Raw genomic sequence first — 18,261 nt, 5'->3', positions numbered from 1 at the left:
CATCGGCGCAGAACCGACGACGAGGGATACCGTGCTCAAGCTGATCCACACCGCCGACTGGCATCTGGGCCAGACCTTCCACGGCCAGGAGCGCCACGCCGAACACCGCCTGTTTCTCGACTGGCTGCTCGATACCCTCGTCGCACGCGAGGCCGACGCCCTGCTCGTCGCCGGCGACGTCTTCGACGTGGTCAATCCCTCGCTTGCCGCCCAGGCACTGCTCTACGACTTCATCGTCAGCGCCCACGAGCGCCTGCCGGCACTGGACATCGTGCTGATTGCCGGCAACCACGACAGCGGCAACCGGATCGAGCTGCCGGCGCCGCTGATGCGCCGGCTGCGCACCCACGCCCTGGGCCGGGTGTGCTGGCTCGACGACGGCAGCCTCGACGCCGAACGCCTGCTGGTACCACTCACCGACGCCCACGGCGAAACCCGCGCCTGGTGCCTGGCGCTGCCCTTCCTGCGCCCCGCCGAGGTCACCGGCCATGGCCTGGCCCCTGCAGAAGCCAACGAAGGCGAACCGCTCAGCGACAAGCCACGCAACGACTACGTCGCCGGCATTTCCCGGGTGCACGAGCAACTGATCGACGCTGCCCGCAAGCGGCGCGCGCCCGGCCAGGCGCTGGTGGCCATGAGCCACGCCCACCTGCACGGTGCCGCCGTTTCCGAGGCCAGCGAAAGGCCCATCGTCATCGGCGGCGAGGAGTCGATCTCTGCCGGGCTCTTTCCTACCGACATCGCCTATGTGGCGCTGGGCCACCTGCACCGCGCCCAGCAGGTCGGCGAGGCGCACATCCGCTACAGCGGCAGCCCCCTGCCGCTGGACTTCAGCGAGGTGAATTACCCTCATCAGGTGGTGGCGGCGGTACTTGAAGGCGAGAGCCTCGCCCAGGTGGAGGCAATTGCCGTGCCGCGCCCCGTGGCCATGAATCGTGTCGGCCCCGGCGAGCTCGACGAGGTGTTGTCCGAACTCGAGGCACTGCCCCACGACCCCGCCCTACCACGCGAGCGGTGGCCCTGGCTGGAAGTGCGTGTTTCGCTCACCGCCCCGGTGCCCGACCTGCGCGCCCGGGTGGAAGTGGCTCTCGACGGCAAGGCCGTGCGCCTGCTGCGCCTGGAGCGGCGCCTGCCTCAGCAGGCTACCGGAGACAAGCCGGAGCGAGTCGACCTGCAGCAGCTGGGCCCGAGAAAGCTGTTTCAGCGGACCTGGGAAAAACAGTGGGGCGAGCCCCCCAGCGACGACGTGCTGGCCGACTTCGACCAGCTGCTGCAGGACGTGCTCGACACCCATGAAGAGCCGCGTAGCGGGGAGCGGCGCCCATGAAGATTCTCGCCCTGCGCCTGGCCAACCTCGCCTCCCTGCCCGGCCCGCTGGAGCTCGACTTCACCGCACCACCGCTCAGCGATGCCGGCCTGTTCGCCATCACCGGCCCCACCGGCGCCGGCAAGAGCACCCTGCTCGACGCCCTGTGCCTGGCTCTCTACGGCAACACCCCAAGGCTGCGCCAGGCGCCCGGTCGCGATGCACCGCTGCCCGACGTGGAAGGCGAGACGGTGAGCACCGCCGACCCGCGCACCCTGCTGCGCCGCGGCACTGCCGGCGGCTACGCCGAAGTCGACTTTCTCGGTCGCGATGGGCGTCGCTACCGCGCCCGCTGGGCCGTGCGCCGCGCCCGTGAGAAGGCCAGCGGTCGTCTACAGGCGGTAGAGCAGTCGCTCACCGATCTCGACGACGAGCGCCTGCTCACCGCCCAGAAGCGCGAGTTCGCCGAGCTTCTGCCGGAACGCCTGGGGCTGACCTTCGATCAGTTCACCCGTGCCGTGCTGCTGGCCCAGAGCGAGTTCGCTGCCTTCCTCAAGGCCGATGACAACGAGCGCAGCGATCTGTTAGAACGGCTCACCGGCACCGCCGAGTATTCACGCATTTCCGAAGCCGCCTACCGGCGGGCGATCACGGCCAAGCGACACGTCGAGGCCCTGCAGGCAAAACTCGCCGACGACCTGCCCGCCGAACCCGAGGCCCGCAGCGAGCTGGAACGCCAGGCCGAAACCGCCGAGCAGGCCCTGGTCGCCCTGCAGCAGCAGGCCAGGGAGCTCGACGCCCAGCGACAGTGGCATGGCGCCGACGAGCGGCTGCGCCAGGCCTATCTCGATGGCGTTCGTCAGCAGCGCGAAGCCGAGGATCGCTGGCAGGCGCTGGCCGCTGCCCGGGCCGACCGCGACTGCCGCCGCCTGCTTGCCCCCCAGCGCCACCACCTGCTGCGCCAGACCGCGCTGCCGGATGAAATCGCCGCGTTGGAGCAGGCCCACCGGCAGACGCAGGCAGCCCTCGAGCAGGCCCGCACCCTGCAAACCCAGGCAGAGCAGTCCCGGGATCAGGCCGCTCGCCAGTTGGAAGCCGCCAGCCAGGCCCGCCAGCAGGCCGAACCGAGCCTGCGCGAGGCGCGCGAACACGCCCAGGCGCTGGCTACCCTGGAGCGCCAACTGGCCGAGCTCGAATCCCGTCATCAGAGCTGCCGCCAGCAGGCAAAGACTCTTGACCAGCAGCATCGGGCCACCGCGGCCAGGCTGCACGAACTGCAACGCCGGCGCGACGAATGGCAGACCACCCTGCGCCAACTGATGGGCAGCCATGAGCGGCTCGATGCTGTCCGCCAGGCGGCACAACAGACCCACGACCACGCCGCCCGCCGCGGGCTGGAACTGGATGAACTCGCCAGCCGCTGGCAGGAGTCCCTGCGGGCCGAGCTTGCCCAGCGTCAGTTGAACGAGCGCCTGGCCGCGGATGAGAAGCGGCAGGCCGAACTGACCATTCAGGGCAAGGCCGCCCGTGAGCGGCTCGACGACAGCGAGCGGCGTTACGCCACCCTGCGCGATTTCATCGAGCGCAGCCGTGCCGCTCGCAGCGAGAGCGTGGCACGGCTGCGCGAAACCCTGCGGGAAGGCGAGCCCTGCCCGGTTTGCGGCGGCCACGACCACCCCTTCCGCCAGCGGCCGCCAGCCACCCCAGAGGCGGCCCAGCTCGCCGCCCAGCAGGAGCAGGAAGACGCACAGCTGGCCGAGGCCAGACAGGCCTTCGAGCAGGCCCAACTGGCACGCAGCGAGCTCGAGGGCGAGTACCGTGCCGCGCTGGCGTCGATCACACGCGGCCGGCAGGAGCTGCAACAGGCAGAGGAGAGACTGGCCCAGGCCCGGCAGGCCTTGAGCGGACATCCCCTGCATGCGGAGCTGGCCGACGTTGCGCCTGAGGAGCGTGAGACATGGCTCGCTCACCAGCGGCGGCATAGCGCCACCGAGCGTGAACGGGCCGAGCGTACGCTCCAGGAGCTGGCCCGTGCCGAGGCGGAGCTGAGCCCGCTGGAAGAGGCCCTGCGCCAGGGCGAGCTCGAACGCGCCCAGCACGAGGCCCGCAGCGCTACGCTGAAAGAAACGCAGGCCCAGCTCGACGCCCAGCTACCGCCCCTGCGCCAGGAGCGGCAGTCACTCGCCGAGCGGCTCCAGGCTCTGCTCGGCGAGCACGCCTCGGCCGACGCCTGGCAGCAGCGGCTGGAAGCCAGCCAGGAGTCCGCCCGCCGTGAGCGCGACCAGGCCATCGAGCGCTGCCACGGCGCCGAACGCGAGCAGGCTCGGCTCACCCAGCAGGCCAACCACGAGGCCGAGCGCATCGAAGGGCTCCGTCAGGAGCGGGTCACGCTGGATGCTCGGCTGGCCGAGTGGCGCCACGCGCATCCACAGTTGGACGACGCCACCCTGGCGCGGCTGTTGGCGCAACCCGAGGACGAGGCCGCCCGCCAGGAGCGTGAGCTTGCCGATGCCGACGAGGCACGCCAGCGCACCGAGGCCAGTCTCACCGAGCGACGTCATTCCCTGCTCGAACACCGCCGCGAGCGGGCACTGGCCGACAGCGAGGCCGAACTGCTGAGCGAAGCGGTCGAAGCCCGAATCGCCAGCATCAGGGAAACGCTGGACGCCCAGCAAACGGCGCTACGGCCCAAGCTGGCGGAAGCGCAGCAGGTGCGTGACGATGCCGTTCACGCCCTGCGCGACGACGACCGTCGGCGTCTGCGCCAGCAGCAGGGCCAGGCCGAGCTGGAAGCCGCCCGTGCCGAACAGGTCCGCTGGGGGCGCATCAGCGAACTGATCGGCTCCGCCGACGGTAAGGCGTTTCGCCGCATCGCCCAGGCCTACAACCTGGAGCAGCTGCTGGAGCACGCCAACGCCCATCTGGCCAATCTCAGCCGCCGCTACCGGCTGGCCCGCGGCGGCAGCGAGCTGGGCCTGCTGGTGGTGGACCACGACATGGGCGACGAGCGCCGCTCGGTGCACTCGCTCTCCGGCGGCGAGACCTTCCTCGTCTCGCTGGCCCTGGCCCTGGGACTCGCCTCCATGGCCTCGGGCGAGCTCACCATCGAGTCGCTGTTCATCGACGAGGGCTTCGGCAGCCTCGACCCGCAGTCGCTGGCGCTGGCCATGGAAGCGCTCGACGGCCTGCAAGCCCTGGGCCGCCGCGTCGGGGTGATCTCCCACGTGCAGGAAATGCACGAGCGTATTCCAGTGCAGATCCAGGTGGAACCGCTGGGGAATGGCACCAGTCGGGCAAGGTTGGTCAGCCTTTGAGGTCTCTTCGTCCTTCCATTGCGCCGGTCCAGCCCGTGCGCCATCTTCTACGGGTCAGCATTCCCAACATGAGGGTCTCCCATGAAGTACCTCTGTCTCGCCTATGAGGAAGAGCGAATATTCAGCGAAATGACGGAAGCCCAGTGGCATGAGCTACTACAGGAAACCCTGGATTATGTGGACGACCTGCAGAAACGAGGCAAACTGGTCCTGACCAACGCCTTGCAGAGCGCCACCAAGGCTCACACTCTGAGAGTTCGTAATGACGAACTGACCATGACCGATGGGCCCTTTGCCGAGACCAAGGAGCAGCTAGGCGGTTTCTTCCTGATCGAGGTCGCGTCAGAAGAGGAAGCCCTGGAGATTGCTGCCGGCTGGCCGTCAGCGCGACTTGGCACCATCGAGGTAAGGCCCGTCGAGGAGGAATTGAGACACGAAAGCCGTTACTGAGCGGGAGGTTGGTGAGTGTCTAGCCGCTCGAAGAAACATCGATAGGCGGCCTGGCTCGGCTATGCTGCATGAGTCATGGAGAGATTGAGGGAGGCAGCATGAAGGAGTTGGCGTTGCACGGCATACGTTACCTGCGCCTGGCACTGCTGTTGGGGCTGGCGGGCCAGGCGCTGGCAGCCGAGGTGAACTGGCCGCGAATGACCGAGTCGGCAGACGGGGTACCGATCGCCTATGAGGTTCACGGCAGTGGCGAACCCACGCTCGTGTTCATCCACGGCTGGAGCTGCGACGGGCGCTACTGGCGCGGGCAGGTGCCTCACTTCTCTCAGCAACATCGGGTGGTGACGATCGATCTCGCCGGGCACGGCCATTCCGGCCAGGAGCGTGAAGACTTCACCATGCCGGCCTTCGGCGAGGACGTGAAGGCGGTGCTGGAGGAGCTGGAGGTGGATCAGGCCCTTCTGATCGGGCACTCCATGGGCGGACCGGTCGCCGTGGAAGCGGCGCGACTCATGCCGGAACGCGTCATCGGGATCGTGGGTGTCGATACCTTCCACAACGTCGCAGAGGAAATCACCGAGGCCCAGATCGACGAAATGCTGGGGCCGATCCAGCAGGACTTCGTCTCCGCTACCCGCCACTTCGTCGCCTCGATGTTCCTCGAGGAGACCGATGCCACTTTGCGCGACTGGATCGTGCAGGACATGGCGGCAGCGCCGCCTCAGGTGGCTACCAGTGCCATGCAAGACATGTTTACCCGGCATGCCGAGGGCGAGGCAGCGCAGCACTTCGAGGAGCTGACGGTACCAGTGGTGGCCATCAATGCCGACCTGTGGCCGACCGATATCGAAGCCAACCGGCAGCTGCTACCCGAATTCGATGCCGTGATCGTAGAAGGCACCGACCACTTCCTGCACATGGCCAAACCTGCAGAATTCAACCGGGAGCTGGACCGGGTAATCGGCACGCCGCCATGATTGCTAAGCGGCCGGCGGCGCCTCTCTCTGGGCAACCGGCGTAGGGTGGAACTCCTCGACCGGCAGCGGTCGGCCGAACAGGTAGCCTTGGTATTGGTGGCAACCCAACCCGGCAAGCACGGCGCGCTGTGTCTCGGTTTCGACGCCCTCGGCGATGACGCCTAGCTCCAGACTCTGAGCCAGGGCCACGATGGCTGCGGCAATGGGGGTGGATTGGGTGTCATGGCTAAGGTCACGGACGAAGGCAATGTCGATCTTCAAGGTATCCAGAGGCAGTGCCTTGAGATAGACCATGGAAGAGTAGCCGGTGCCGAAGTCGTCCAACGCGAAGCTGACGCCTATGCGACGCAGCAGCAACATCTTTTCGATGGTACCTTCCGGATCCTTGAGCAGCAGCGACTCGGTGAGCTCGAGAGTCAGGCTGCCCGGTGCCGCCGAGTGACGATAGATGGCCGTGAGCACCTGGTCGACGAAGTCGGGCTGCTGGAACTGACGCACGCTGACGTTCAGGGAGAGCTTGAGATCGCTGAATTCGGAACGGCGCCGCCACTCCCCCAAGAGACGGCAGCCCTCCTGAAGGACCCAACTGCCCAAGGGCAGGATCAACCCGCTCTCTTCCGCCAGCGGAATGAACTCCCCTGGCGAGACGAAGCCCCGAGCTGGATGCTGCCAACGCACCAGCGCTTCTGCACCGATGACGTGCCGGTCGGCATCAACCTGGGGCTGGAGATGCAATCGCAACTCACCGTTGTCGATGGCATGTCGCAGCTCACGCTCGAGCGTAAGCCTCGCCTCCCGCTCCTGCTCCAGCTCCGGAGAAAACAGCTGAGGAACCGCATCGCGCTGTCGCTTGGCCTCGAGGAGCGCCAGACCGGCACGCTTGAACAGCATTGCCGGAGTCGTACCCATGTAAGGATCGAACACCAGCATGCCGACACTGAGTCGGCAGGGGTAGGTATGGCCGTGCAGAAGATAATCGGCGGAGAGTGACGCCAGCACACGTTCGGTAAGCCCGCGCGCTTCACGCCCGGCGGCCGACCTGTGGGTGGCACTCAAGCGCGCCAGCAGAGCGAACTCGTTGCCGTCCAGACGAGCGACATGAAGATCGTCATTAGCCCATTGGCGCAGACGTGTCGCCAGTTGGCGCAGCAGCTCATCGCCGATGTCCTGACCCAAGCTGTCGTTGAGGATCTTGAAACGGTCGATGTCGAACAGCACCAACAGCGACAAGGCCGTTCCGCTACCCAGATGACGTTCACACCCATTCAACCGCTCCTGCAGAGCACGCCGATTGGGTAACTCGGTCAGGGTGTCATGGTAGGCGAGGTAGCGTATCCGCTGCTGAGCCTCCTGTTCAGCGGAGCGATCGGATATCAACGCCACATAGTCCCGCTCATTGCTATCGGCATAGATCACCCTGCTGACGCTGAGCCAGGCGGGAAAGCGCCAGCCATTCTCATGCTGAGCTTCGATCAGGCCATTCCATTCTCCCTGTTGCTCCAGCGCTTGCCTGATGATGTCTCTCAGTTCCCGGCTATTGACCGCGAAACCCAGCTTCCACACCGACTTGCCGATACTCTGCTCGACCTCCCACCCCAGCAGCTGCTCGAGAGCAGCATTGCTGAGCCGCACACGTCCCTTGCCGTCGAAGAGCGCGACACCGTCGCGAAGCGCGGAGATCACCTCCAGCAGTCGCGTGCGGGTCATGTGTTCATGCTGCTCGCTGAGGTGCAAACGGCGCTGGGCCTGTGTCGCCACCACAGTCAGCAAAGCGACCAGAACGACACAGCCGCCAATGAGATAGATCATCCAGTGCGATTCCGCCATTGGCGGCAGCGAAGCCGCGCCTGGATGGGGAACGAACCAGGCAGCCCCCATGGCCACGTAATGCATGCTGCAGATGGCCAGGGAAACGAACAAGGCGCTGATGAAGGCGCAGGTCTTGGCGCGTCGCATACCCCACTCCTGGCGGCATAGGCGATACGCATAGGCGCTAGCGACGCCGAGACCGACGGCCACGAATAGCGACAGGAGGAACAGCCAGAATTCATGATAAAGCGATGCCGGCATATGCATGGCGGCCATGCCGACATAGTGCATCATGCCGATCCCCAGCCCCAGGCTGGTGCCGGCCAGCATCAGCTCTCGGTGAGTTGAAGTCTCACGCGAAAGTAGCAAGATGGCCGCCAGGCTCCCCGCCACGGCGGGCACGATGGATAAGAGCGTCAGGATCGGGTCATGCTGCACGGGGAAGGCAAGCCGATAGGCATGCATACCGGTGAAGTGCATGCTCCATACGCCCAACCCCATGATGCCGGCCCCAGCGAGCAACCAGAGCCTGCGCCAGCCAGCGTGCTTGGCTTTACTGACCAGTTTGATCAGATCCAGGCCGGCATAGGAGGCCGCCAGCGCGATCGCCCAAGAGACCAGTACCAAAGGGAGGTGATGTTCCCCCTGCACGGCATCCAGGGCATGTGGATCGAAAATGAGAAGGGTCAGTGTCGTCATGAACTGATCTTCGGCAGCGAGCCTGCTTTCTTGAGGAAGGCCTGCCCAAGAACGCCAATGAGAAAAAACGCCCCGTTGCCGGGGCGCCTCTCTCTTCTCGCTAGCTCGCTGGATCACACCAGGTCGAAGCGATCCGCGTTCATTACCTTGTTCCAGGCGGCGATGAAGTCGCTGACGAACTTCTCCTTGGCATCGTCCTGGGCGTAGACCTCGGCGATGGCACGCAGCTGCGAGTTGGAGCCGAACACCAGGTCCACCCGAGTACCGGTCCACTTCACTTCGCCGCTCTTGCGGTCGCGGCCTTCGAACACGTCGGCATCCACCGAGGCGGGCTGCCACTGGGTACCCATGTCGACCAAGTTGACGAAGAAGTCATTGGTCAACGTCCCGGGGCGCTCGGTGAACACGCCGTGGCGCGAGTTGCCGTAGTTGGCCTCGAGCACCCGCAGCCCGCCCACCAGCACGCTCATCTGCGGCGCGCTGAGCCCCAGCAGCTGGGCCTTGTCGATCAGCATCTCCTCGTCGGAGACGGTGAAGCGAGCGCGGCGGTAGTTGCGGAAACCATCGGCTTCGGGGCGCAGCCACTCGAAGGACTCAGCGTCGGTCTGCGCCTCGCTGGCGTCGGTGCGGCCCGGCGTGAACGGCACCTCGATATCGTGGCCGGCACCCCTGGCTGCCTTCTCGATGGCAGCAGCACCGCCCAGCACGATCAGGTCGGCAAGCGATACCTTCTTGTTGCCCGATTGGGTGGCGTTGAAGTCATTCTGGATGCTCTCCAACGTCGTCAGCACCTTGGCCAGTTGCTCCGGCTGGTTGGCTTCCCAATCTTTCTGCGGCGCCAGGCGAATGCGCGCTCCGTTGGCCCCGCCGCGGATGTCGGAGCCGCGGTAGGTGGAAGCCGAAGACCAAGCGGTATACACCAGCTCGGCAACGCTCAGGCCCGAGCCGAGAATCTTGCTCTTGAGGCTGGCGATGTCCTGAACATCGATCAGCTCATGGTCCACGGCGGGCACCGGATCCTGCCATATCAGGTCTTCGGCCGGCACTTCCGGGCCCAGGTAGCGCGCCTTCGGCCCCATGTCGCGGTGGGTCAGCTTGAACCAGGCGCGGGCGAAGGCATCGGCGAACTCGTCCGGGTTGTTGTGGAAGTGCTCGGAGATCTTGCGGTATTCCGGATCCTCGCGCATCGCCATGTCGGCGGTGGACATCATGATGCCTACACGCTTCGAGGCATCTTCGGCATCCGGTGCCATGTCCTTCTCGGCCAGGTTCTTGGGGACCCACTGCTTGGCGCCTGCTGGGCTCGTGGTCAGCTCCCACTCGTAGCCGAACAGCACGTCGAAGTAGCTCATGTCCCACTTCGTCGGCGTCGGCGTCCAGGCACCTTCCAGGCCGCTGGTGATGGTGTCGCGGCCCTTGCCACTCTTGTAGCGGCTCTTCCAGCCGAAGCCCATCTCTTCCATGGGCGCGGCCTCCGGCTCGGGGCCCACGTTGACCGGATCGCCGGCGCCATGGGTCTTGCCGAAGGTGTGGCCGCCGGCGGTCAGCGCCACGGTCTCGTAGTCGTTCATCGCCATGCGGGCGAAGGTTTCACGGATGTCCTTGGCCGAGGCCAGCGGGTCCGGGTTGCCATCCGGCCCTTCCGGGTTGACGTAGATCAGGCCCATCTGCACCGCGGCCAGCGGATTCTCCAGCTCGCGTTCACCCGAGTAACGGCTCTTGGCATGGCCGCTGTCGGCCAGCCACTCGTCCTCGGCGCCCCAGTAGATGTCCTCTTCCGGCTGGTAGACGTCCTCACGTCCACCGGCAAAGCCGAAGGTCTTGAAGCCCATGGACTCCAGCGCGACATTGCCCGCCAGAATGTAGAGGTCGGCCCAGGAGAGCTTGTTGCCGTACTTGCGCTTGACTGGCCACAGCAGGCGCCGCGCCTTGTCCAGGTTGCCGTTATCGGGCCAGCTGTTGAGCGGCGCGAAGCGCTGGGTGCCGGTACCGGCGCCGCCACGCCCGTCGCCCACCCGGTAGCTGCCGGCACTGTGCCAGGCCATGCGGATGAACAGCGGACCGTAATGGCCGTAGTCCGCCGGCCACCACTCCTGGGAGTCGGTCATCAGCGCTTCGAGGTCCTGCTTGACGGCGGCAAGATCGAGGGACTTGAACGCCTCGGCGTAGTCGAACGCCTCGCCCAGCGGATTGGACTTGGGAGCATGCTGGTGAAGAATGCCGAGATTCAGTTGGTTGGGCCACCAATCCTGATTGGAGTTGCCGGTATCTCCACGCTTGGTGCGTGACCCATGCATGACGGGGCATTTGCCCGCGCTGCTGTCGACTTTTTTATCCATGATGCTCTCCCTTCGGTGACGCGCTGTGTTGTATCAAGTGCAAAATCGTTGAGCTGATGGAGTCTTGCCGTAGTGAGGCCCGGCTCATCACCGGCCTGCACTGCCACCTCTTTGTTGCCGAGAGGTTTCCCGAGGCGCATGTTTCCTTGCCAGCCATCAACGTGAAGATAGGTATACCAGGCAAGATAAATTAGAAGGGACTTGTTTTTATGCACCGGATCGATAGTCACAATCAATGAAAACATGTCGAGTCATTGCTTTTGCCTCTTTCTGATGATGACTCGAGCCTCCCTTCGCCGAACATTTGCCTACAAACCGACGCCTTCAGTAGCGGAAAGATCAAGCATGGTATACTTCTTGCTATAAATTCATGAGGGCCTACCCGGCTCGAGTGATATCGGCCCCTACCCGGGCGCCGAGCCATAAGCCAAGGAGATACACAATGTCATCCTCCCCTGTCACTCTGATGGTGGCGCGCCGCGTGGCGAGTGGGCGTTACCTCGATTTCATCGCCTGGCTCGAAGAGGGCCGCGAGCTGGCAGCCGACTTCACCGGCTACCTGGGCTCCGGCGTGCTAGCCCCTCCACCCGGTGACGATGAATATCAGCTCATCTTTCGCTTCAAGGACGCCGAGACGATGGCCGCCTGGGAGCACTCCGCCTCGCGTCGAGCCTGGCTTGCTCGCGGACGAGGCCTTTATGAGGCACCGCATGCTCACCGCGCCATTGGCCTCGATGGATGGTTCCAGGAGGCCACCGGCAAGACGCCGCCGCGCTGGAAGCAGGCGATTGCCATCTGGCTGGCCTTCTTTCCGGTATCACTTGCGTTCCAGTGGCTTGCAGGCCCTTTTCTTGTGCACTTGCCTTTGTTACCCAAGGTCATGTTCAGCACGTTGGCGCTGACCCCGCTAATGGTGTTCCTGTTCATTCCGCTCTCCATGCGCCTGCTCGGTCCGTGGCTGCGAGGTGAGACCACCCTTTTGGAACAACTGGAGCGTCGGCTGCACCAGCGCAGGGCCTGATAAGCCCTCATGACAGCAGGCGCTCTGCTCGCTCGCCACTAGCGTGATAGGCTTCAGGCAATACCCTGAAGGAGAGAATCATGACCGCCGCCGAGATGCTCGAACGCCTGGTTGGCTTTGCCACCGTTTCCCGCGATTCCAACCTCGATCTGATCGCCTTCGTCGAGAGCTACCTCGACGAGCACGGGGTCGAGCATTGGCGGGTGGAAAGCGACGACGGCAGGAAGGCCAACCTGCTAGCGCGCATCGGGCCTGACGTACAGGGCGGTGTGGTGCTCTCGGGGCATACCGACGTGGTGCCGGTCGACGGCCAACCCTGGTCCACCGACCCGTTCACTCTGGTCGACAAGGGCGACGGCAAGCTTTACGGACGCGGCACCTGCGACATGAAGGGCTTCATCGCCTGCGCCCTGGCCGAACTGCCCGAGTGGCTGAAGCGCGGCCTGGACAAGCCGATCTACCTGGCGCTCTCCTACGACGAGGAAGTGGGCTGCATCGGCGCGCCGCGCATGATCGAGCGGCTGATGGCCGACCACCCACGCCCGGCCGCAGTGATCGTCGGCGAACCGACCTTGATGCAACCGGTGGTGGCTCACAAGGGCGCCACCAACCTGCGTACCACCGTGACCGGTCGCGCCTCGCACTCCAGCCAGATCGACCAGGGCGTGTCGGCAATCCACGTAGCCGCACGGCTGGTGACGAAGATCGAAGATGTCATGGCCGAGCTGCGCGCCGAGGGGCGCATCGATGAAGCCTTCAACGTCGCCCACTCCAGCCTGCACGTGGGCAAGATCGCCGGCGGTACCGCGATCAACATCATGGCCCGGGAGTGCACCTTCGAGTGGGAGATTCGCCACCTGCCCAGAGACCGCTTCGAGGAGCTGTTCGAACGCGTGAATGCCTATGCCGCCGAACTGGAGGCCGAGATGCAGCGCCGCGCCCCCGAGACGAGCATCGTCACCGAGGCACTCAACCTCACGGTGCCGGCACTGGCCGATGACAACAATGTCGCAGTACTCGACCTGTGCCGCGAGCTGCTCGGCGAACAGCCCAGCGGCGCGGTCGCCTACGCCACCGAGGCCGGCCAGTTCCAGCGCGTGGGGCTGCCCACCGTGATCTGCGGTCCCGGCAGCATTCGCCAGGCCCACCAGCCCGACGAATACATCGAGATCGAACAGCTCGCGGCGGGCACGCGCTTCATGCAGGCGCTGGGGCAGCGGCTGGCGAGCGACTAAGCGGCGAAGCCGGGCTCGGCGAGCCCCATCACGCCGGTTTTCATTTGCAGCAGGCTGCCGGCCTGCGGCCAGCGCGCCTTGCCCTCGGCGTCCAGGTGCTGGGTGGCAGTGGTGATGTAGAGCGTGCACAGATCGGCCCCACCGAAGGCCACCATGGTCGGGTGCGGACACGGTACTTCGTGCTGCGCCACCAGTTCGCCCTCGGGCGAAAAGCGCACGATACGCCCGCCGTCGTAGAGTGCGCTCCAGTAGCAGCCCTCGCTGTCCACCGCCGCACCGTCGGGCACGCCGGGCAATCCCAGCCTTTCCAGGTCGACCCAGGTCTTGCCCTCGCCCAAGGTGCCGCTTTCGACGTCGAAGGGGTAGCGCAGGATGCGCCGGCTCAGCGAGTCGGTGTGGTAGAGCCAGCGCCGGTCGGGGCTGAAGGCCAGGCCGTTGGAGATGCCGAGGCCCTTCAATCGACGACTTAGTTCACCCTTGTCGAGACAGTAGAGCGCCGCGCTGGGGCTCGATTCGTCGGCATCGATGGTGCCCACCCACAGGCGCCCGGCGGCGTCGCAGCGACCGTCGTTGAAGCGATTGCCCTGCCCCGCCTGCCGTCGTTCTTTCACCCACTCGGGGTTGTCGGCCAGCCGCTCGGGCTCGCCATTTTCGGGCAGGCGCAGGATGCCCGAGGCCGCAGCGGCTACCAGTCCCGCCTCGTCGAGCGCCACGCAGCCTACCTTCTCGCCCAGCTCGGTACGCATCGGCGTCCCGCCCTGCTGCGGGCGCCAGGCATAGACGTAGCCGTTGTTGATGTCGGTCCAGTAGAGGGTCTGGCGCGCCACCGACCACACCGGACTCTCGCCCAGGCTCATGTCGAGCTTCACCGCCACTTCGATCACACCGTCTTGCATCACTCGTCTCCGTTCGCGTTCAGGGACGCGACCTTGCCATAGTGGCAGCCACGCAATTGGCCTCGGCCTGCCGCTTCAAGGAAGGCAGGCTGAGGATGGTCGAATACTGAAAACGGAAGTGCAGCGCGTGACTCTCTCCGCTTGCCAGCACCACCAACCCATGGCCTGACGGATCGTCGAAGTGGTGGGCATCGACGCAATGAGAGACCGGCTCGAAGCAGAAGAAGTCCGCTTGCGCGCCGGGTGAGAAGACCAGATAGCGCGAGGCACTGCTTATCACCGACAACGCCACGCCACGCCGAGGCCAACACAGCGTGGCTTGGCCACTCCAGCCGGTGAACAGGTTGTCGATCTTGCGTTCGGGAAGCGCATTTCCACGCGCGAAATCCCACGCTTCACCGGGCGAGATACGACGCCAGACGGTGGGCAATTGCTTGGCATCGACCTCCCAGACCCCTTCTGCAGCAGCCTCGAGGCACACATCGACAGTGCGCGGAAACCAAGGATGCAGCCCGACGCCATAGGGCGCCGGTGTATCGCCCAGATGGGTCACGGCCAGTGTCGCCGCAAGCCCATCGTCCACCAGCCGATACGTCAGCTCTGCCCGGTAATCGAAAGGGGGTTGCTGCCAGGAGCGCAGGCTCAACCGCAGCTCCGATTCATGCTGAGCCTCTACCTTCCAAGCCCGCTGCCAGCCGTCGCCATGAATCGGCAACGGCTCGCCTGGCAAATTGACCGCAAGCGAGTAGTGCTGGCCGCGCCACTCGAAGCCCCCCTCGGCGATACGATTCGACCACGGCACCAACGGATACATGGCGAGTCGATTGGGATCACCCTCTCCCGCACCACCGGGACGCATCAACGCCACAGGCCCTTCCGGCGTCAGGGCATCGAAGCGCACCACGCTGGCGCCGATATCGGGCGCCACCACCACACGTAGCCGGCCATTATCGAGGGTCAGCGTCTCATACATTCACCCACACGCCCCCTGACACGGAAGACTCCAGCGCACGCGTAATGAACCTCAGGCCATCGACGCCATCCATCACACCCGGAGTGCTCACGCTAAGTGCATGGGCCTTACGCCCTGCCTGGAGGGCGCGTATCTGCTCGGCGTAGTCCGCGTAGAGCTGGGCAAAGGCCTCGAGATAGCCTTCGGGATGCCCCGGAGGAATGCGCGATGCAGCCAGGGCCGCTTCCCCAAGGCCAGGACCGTTGCGCGTCAGAATGCGCGACGGTTCGCCCAGCGGCGAATGCAACAGCCGATTGGGCTCTTCCTGACTCCACTCAAGGCCGCCACGGCTACCGTAGACCCGCAGCCGCAGGCCGTTCTCGTTGCCCGGCGACACCTGGCTCGACCATAGCATGCCCCGCGCCCCGCCCTTGAAGCGCAGCATCATGTGCACGTTGTCGTCGAGGGCACGACCCTCGACGAAGGTGTGCAGATCCGCCGCCAGCGACTCCAGCTCGAGCCCGGTGACAAAGCGTGCCAGGTGATAGGCATGGGTGCCGATGTCGCCCAGACAGCCGGCCGGCCCGCTGCGCTGCGGATCGGTGCGCCATTCCGCCTGCTTTACGCCGCTCTCCTCCAGGCGGGTGGAGAGCCAATCCTGAGGATATTCGACCTGCACCACCCTGAGCTCGCCCAGCTCGCCGGCGGCGACCATGTCGCGGGCCTGGCGCACCAGGGGATAGCCGGAGTAGTTGTGGGTCAGGCCGAAAAACAGCCTGCTGTGCTCGACCAGTTCAGCCAGTGCCTGGGCATCCGCCAGGTTGGTGGTCATCGGCTTGTCGCAGATCACATGGATGCCAGCCTCGAGAAAAGTGCGCGCCACGTCGAAGTGCAGGTGGTTGGGGGTGACGATAGCGACCACGTCGATACCGTCCTGACGCAGGCGCTCGGCCTCGGCCATGGTGCGGTAGTCGGGATACGCACGTTCTTCGGCCACATGCAGTTCGGCGGCAGCCGCGCGACTACGCTCGGGGTCGGAGGCGAAAGCGCCGGCAACCAGCTCATAGTGGTCGTCGAGCCTGGCGGCAATACGGTGCACGCCGCCGATGAAGGCCCCCTGGCCGCCGCCGACCATGCCCAGGCGCAGCCGGCGAGGAGTGTCGTGATGTTGGCTCATGTCGTTCTCCCTCAGTCGAGACCCAGCAGGCGACGGTTGGCCGCCTCGTCGGCACCGCCATCGGCGAAGTCGTCGAAGGCCCGCTCGGTGACTTCGATGATATGGTCGCGAATGAAGGCCGCGCCCTCCCGCGCGCCAGCTTCGGGATGCTTGAGGCAGCACTCCCACTCGAGCACCGCCCAGCCGTGATAGTCGTTGGCCGCCATCCACGAGAAGATGTGCTTGAAGTCCACCTGGCCGTCGCCCAACGAACGAAAGCGGCCGGCGCGCCCGACCCAGCCCTGGTAGCCGGAGTAGACGCCCTGCCTGGGGCTGGGAGTGAATTCGGCGTCTTTCACATGGAACATCTGGATGTGCTCGCGGTAGACGTCCAGGAACCCGCGATAGTCGAGCTGCTGCAGTACGAAGTGGCTGGGATCATAGAGAATGTGACAGCGCGGATGATGGCCCACCCGCTCCAGGAACATCTCGAAGGTGATACCGTCATGCAGATCCTCGCCGGGATGGATCTCGTAACAGAGATTGACCCCGACTTCGTCGAACGCATCGAGAATGGGCCGCCAGCGCCTGGCCAACTCGTCGAAGGCGGTATCGATCAGGCCAGCTGGACGCTGTGGCCACGGGTAGACATAGGGCCAGGCCAAGGCGCCGGAAAAGGTGCCGTGGTCGGTCAGCCCCAGATTGCGTGAGGCGCGTGCGGCAAAATGCAATTGCTCCACCGCCCAGGCCTGGCGCGCCCGAGGATTGCCCCTCACTTCAGGCGCGGCAAAACCATCGAACATCTCGTCATAGGCCGGATGCACGGCAACCAGTTGGCCCTGCAGGTGGGTGGAGAGTTCGGTCAGTGCCAAACCATGCTCGGCCAGGGTGCCCTTGATCTCGTCGCAATAGGTCTGGCTCTCGGCGGCACGTTTCAGATCGATCAGACGCGCGTCCCAGCTGGGAAGCTGAACTCCCTTGTAGCCCAGGTTCGCCGCCCAGGCGGCGATGCTGTCCAGGCTATTGAAGGGGGCATCGTCTCCGGCGAACTGAGCAAGGAAGATCGCCGGCCCTTTGATTGTTTTCATAATGGCTCTCCGATGATGATCGACAGGTGAACCGAGCGGGCGTCGAGCGCCCGCCCGGATCGATCAGAACGGTGAATCGGGGAAGTAATACTGCTCGGCGTTCTCCTGAGTAATCAGCGGTGAGCCGAGAATGTACTGGCCGACCACTGGGCCATTGGAGACGAAATTCTGCACCGTGAGGTCCATGGCGGTAGCGATCATTGCCGGTGGATACAGCACGTCGACCGGCACGAGCCGATCGCCCTCCATGACTCGCCTGATAATGTCCTTCATGCCGGCGCCACCGACGATGAAGAGTTCGTCCTCGCGCCCGGCCTGACGCACCGCTTCGATCACCCCGATGGCGATATCGTCGTCCTGAGCCCACACCGCATCGATGCGATCGAAGCGTGCCAGGAAATCCTGCATCACTTCGAAGCCGTCGTCACGGTTCCAGTTGGCGTGCTGCATGTCGAGGATATTGATGTCGGAGCCCTCGATGGCTTCCTGGAAGCCCTGCACGCGCTCGTCGTCAATCACAGTGGGAATCCCACGCAGCACCACGATATCGCCCTGCCCATCGAGCTGGTCGCGAATGTACTCACCGGAGACACGCCCCAGCTCGTGGTTGTTGCCAGCCACATAGAGATCCTCGATACCCTCCTGCTCGAGGCCGCGGTCGACCACGGTGACGAACACACCGGCATCCTTGACCCGCCGCACCGGGTCGGTCAGCGGGCCGGACTCGAAGGGCAGCACCACCAGCGCATCGATGTTGCGCTGCGAGACCAGATCTTCGAGATCGTTGGCCTGTCCGCCCGGATCGCTCGCCGTGGTGATGGTGATGGAAATCTCGGGATAGAGCGACTCGAGGCGCTCCTTGGCTTGCTGGGCATGGAAGTTGACCCCGCCGGTCCAGCCATGGGTGGCGGCAGGAATGGAGACGCCGATCGTATACTCCTGAGCGGCGGCGAAAGTGGGCAGTCCCAACGCTGCAGCGGCAACGAAGGCTGCTAGGGTCCTCTTGGTTGGCATGCTGA

At 65.1% G+C, this 18,261-nt stretch carries 13 protein-coding genes; 6 read left to right on the top strand and 7 right to left on the bottom strand.

The window, feature by feature from the left end:
• Positions 1-31: 31 nt before the first annotated feature.
• From HOP59_RS04315 to HOP59_RS04300, 4 genes are all read left to right on the top strand, one after another.
• Positions 32-1,327: an exonuclease SbcCD subunit D gene (locus tag HOP59_RS04315; RefSeq protein WP_234252949.1), complete on the top strand. Its 1,296-nt coding sequence runs from the start codon at positions 32-34 to the stop codon at positions 1,325-1,327.
• Positions 1,324-4,620, top strand: a complete 3,297-nt coding sequence (locus tag HOP59_RS04310) for an AAA family ATPase (protein ID WP_234252948.1) — start codon at positions 1,324-1,326, stop codon at positions 4,618-4,620. Before HOP59_RS04315 ends, HOP59_RS04310 begins: the two co-directional genes overlap by 4 nt.
• Before the next feature lie 81 nt (positions 4,621-4,701).
• Positions 4,702-5,070 (top strand): YciI family protein, encoded by a 369-nt coding sequence (locus tag HOP59_RS04305; protein ID WP_234252947.1) that lies wholly within the window; start codon positions 4,702-4,704, stop codon positions 5,068-5,070.
• A gap of 98 nt (positions 5,071-5,168) precedes the next feature.
• On the top strand, positions 5,169-6,047 hold the full coding sequence (locus HOP59_RS04300) for an alpha/beta fold hydrolase (RefSeq protein WP_234252946.1): 879 nt from the start codon (positions 5,169-5,171) through the stop codon (positions 6,045-6,047).
• A 3-nt stretch (positions 6,048-6,050) separates the two neighbouring features.
• Here the strand turns inward: HOP59_RS04300 and HOP59_RS04295 are convergent, their stop codons facing one another.
• Positions 6,051-8,555, bottom strand: a complete 2,505-nt coding sequence (locus HOP59_RS04295; RefSeq protein ID WP_234252945.1) for an EAL domain-containing protein — start codon at positions 8,553-8,555, stop codon at positions 6,051-6,053.
• Between the two features lie 113 nt (positions 8,556-8,668).
• Entirely contained in the window at positions 8,669-10,894 is a 2,226-nt protein-coding gene (gene katG / locus HOP59_RS04290; protein WP_267963469.1) for a catalase/peroxidase HPI, read from the bottom strand.
• Positions 10,895-11,336: 442 nt separating this feature from the next.
• Between katG and HOP59_RS04285 the strand changes: the two genes are divergently transcribed.
• Together HOP59_RS04285 and argE are read left to right on the top strand one after the other, a co-directional pair.
• A complete protein-coding gene (locus HOP59_RS04285) occupies positions 11,337-11,915 on the top strand; it encodes an antibiotic biosynthesis monooxygenase (RefSeq protein ID WP_010629401.1) in 579 nt (192 codons plus the stop codon).
• An 80-nt stretch (positions 11,916-11,995) separates the two neighbouring features.
• Positions 11,996-13,150, top strand: coding sequence for an acetylornithine deacetylase (argE, locus tag HOP59_RS04280; protein ID WP_234252944.1), 1,155 nt, complete (start codon positions 11,996-11,998; stop codon positions 13,148-13,150).
• On the opposite strand, the gene HOP59_RS04275 is transcribed toward argE, so the two are convergent.
• The 5 genes from HOP59_RS04275 to HOP59_RS04255 all read right to left on the bottom strand — a co-directional run bounded on the left by HOP59_RS04275 (position 13,147) and on the right by HOP59_RS04255 (position 18,256).
• The gene (locus HOP59_RS04275) at positions 13,147-14,046 is read right to left on the bottom strand and encodes an SMP-30/gluconolactonase/LRE family protein (RefSeq protein WP_234252943.1); all 900 of its coding nucleotides are present in this window, start codon (positions 14,044-14,046) and stop codon (positions 13,147-13,149) included. The two genes, argE and HOP59_RS04275, sit on opposite strands and share 4 nt — an antisense overlap.
• Before the next feature lie 19 nt (positions 14,047-14,065).
• On the bottom strand, positions 14,066-15,019 hold the full coding sequence (locus tag HOP59_RS04270) for an aldose 1-epimerase (protein ID WP_234252942.1): 954 nt from the start codon (positions 15,017-15,019) through the stop codon (positions 14,066-14,068).
• Positions 15,012-16,175 (bottom strand): Gfo/Idh/MocA family protein, encoded by a 1,164-nt coding sequence (locus tag HOP59_RS04265; protein ID WP_234252941.1) that lies wholly within the window; start codon positions 16,173-16,175, stop codon positions 15,012-15,014. Before HOP59_RS04265 ends, HOP59_RS04270 begins: the two co-directional genes overlap by 8 nt.
• Before the next feature lie 11 nt (positions 16,176-16,186).
• The gene (locus HOP59_RS04260) at positions 16,187-17,242 is read right to left on the bottom strand and encodes a sugar phosphate isomerase/epimerase family protein (protein WP_234252940.1); all 1,056 of its coding nucleotides are present in this window, start codon (positions 17,240-17,242) and stop codon (positions 16,187-16,189) included.
• A gap of 63 nt (positions 17,243-17,305) precedes the next feature.
• Positions 17,306-18,256 carry an ABC transporter substrate-binding protein gene (locus HOP59_RS04255; protein WP_234252939.1) on the bottom strand — a complete coding sequence of 317 codons (951 nt, stop codon included), beginning with the start codon at positions 18,254-18,256 and terminating at the stop codon, positions 17,306-17,308.
• Positions 18,257-18,261 lie beyond the last annotated feature (5 nt).

The organism is Billgrantia aerodenitrificans, assembly GCF_021404405.1.
GTDB classification, from domain to species: Bacteria; Pseudomonadota; Gammaproteobacteria; order Pseudomonadales; family Halomonadaceae; genus Halomonas; species Halomonas aerodenitrificans.
The sequence above is the reverse complement of the archived record's forward strand: the minus strand, read 5'-3'. Positions and strand labels throughout refer to the sequence as shown.